General features: G+C 35.7%; 1 protein-coding gene and 1 tRNA gene. One reads left to right on the top strand and one right to left on the bottom strand.

Annotation, left to right across the window (positions count from 1 at the left end):
• Positions 1 to 134: 134 nt before the first annotated feature.
• Positions 135 to 211, bottom strand: a tRNA-Val gene (locus tag CEX73_RS01315).
• 189 nt (positions 212 to 400) lie between these two features.
• On the opposite strand from CEX73_RS01315, the gene CEX73_RS01310 reads away from it, so the two are divergent.
• The gene (locus CEX73_RS01310) at positions 401 to 1,027 is read left to right on the top strand and encodes a riboflavin synthase subunit alpha (RefSeq protein ID WP_101626812.1); all 627 of its coding nucleotides are present in this window, start codon (positions 401 to 403) and stop codon (positions 1,025 to 1,027) included.
• Positions 1,028 to 1,108 lie beyond the last annotated feature (81 nt).

Raw genomic sequence — 1,108 nt, 5'->3', positions numbered from 1 at the left:
CCTTACCACCTACTTTAAAAATCAGAGGGAGGATAGAAGAGAGAGTAAAATTGAATTATTTTAGTATTAGTCATACGACTAGCAAAGTGAGTATAAGCGATACTTAAACTGAAACTAAAAATTAGTTAAGCATTTGGTGCGTCCGAGTGGACTTGAACCACCGACCCCCACCATGTCAAGATAGTGCTCTCACCAACTGAGCTACGGACGCATGGTATTGTTTGTACGTTACAGAATAATCTTAACCTGCTTACTTATAAAATAAGCGACAATAGTGTTTTTACACATTGTTCTTCGAAAGAGCAAGAAAATATCATATACTTCCTGAAGTCATAAATTTATTCAACCGATTTTTTTCGTTACTATATAACATTAAGTTTTGAATAGGTATTATTAATGTATGTTTACAGGTATTATTCAGACTATAGCGCCCATTATCGCTATAACTGAAACCAATCATTTTCGTACTCATCAAATAAAATTGCCAGATCATTTGTTACAAGGATTAACTAACGGCGCATCGGTAGCTCACAATGGTTGCTGCTTAACAGTAACTCATATTGACGGGAACTTAGTAAGTTTTGATCTCATAAAAGAAACTCTAAAACAGACTAATTTAGGCGCATTACAGGTAGGTGATAAGATCAATATTGAGCGTGCTGCTCGTATTAATGCTGAAATAGGTGGCCACTTTATGTCCGGACATATTATCGGTACCGCCGAGTTGATAAAAATTACCGCATCGGAGAACACCCGTAAAATTTGGTGTAGATTAGCTAATCATCAACTAAAAAAATATATTTTATATAAAAATTATATTGGTGTAGATGGCATTAGTTTGACAGTAGGAGAAGTAGCAGATCATATATTTTGTCTCCATTTAATTCCGGAAACTATTGCCCGCACGACGTTGGGTCAAAAGCTGATCAAAGCAACAGTGAACATTGAAATTGATCAACAAACGCAAGCAACTGTAGATACAGTTGAGAGATTTTTGGTGGCGCGCGAGGTCAACAGATCCCCGTAGATTGATATTGTCATGTACATTAAGGTAATTGGTAATAAGCTAGAAAAAAACAGCTGATTCATGTTATTGATAAGTAGAAAG

The organism is Candidatus Palibaumannia cicadellinicola (assembly GCF_002855795.1).
Lineage (GTDB): Bacteria > Pseudomonadota > Gammaproteobacteria > Enterobacterales > Enterobacteriaceae > Baumannia > Baumannia cicadellinicola_C.
This window is presented reverse-complemented; position numbering and strand designations above follow the sequence as displayed.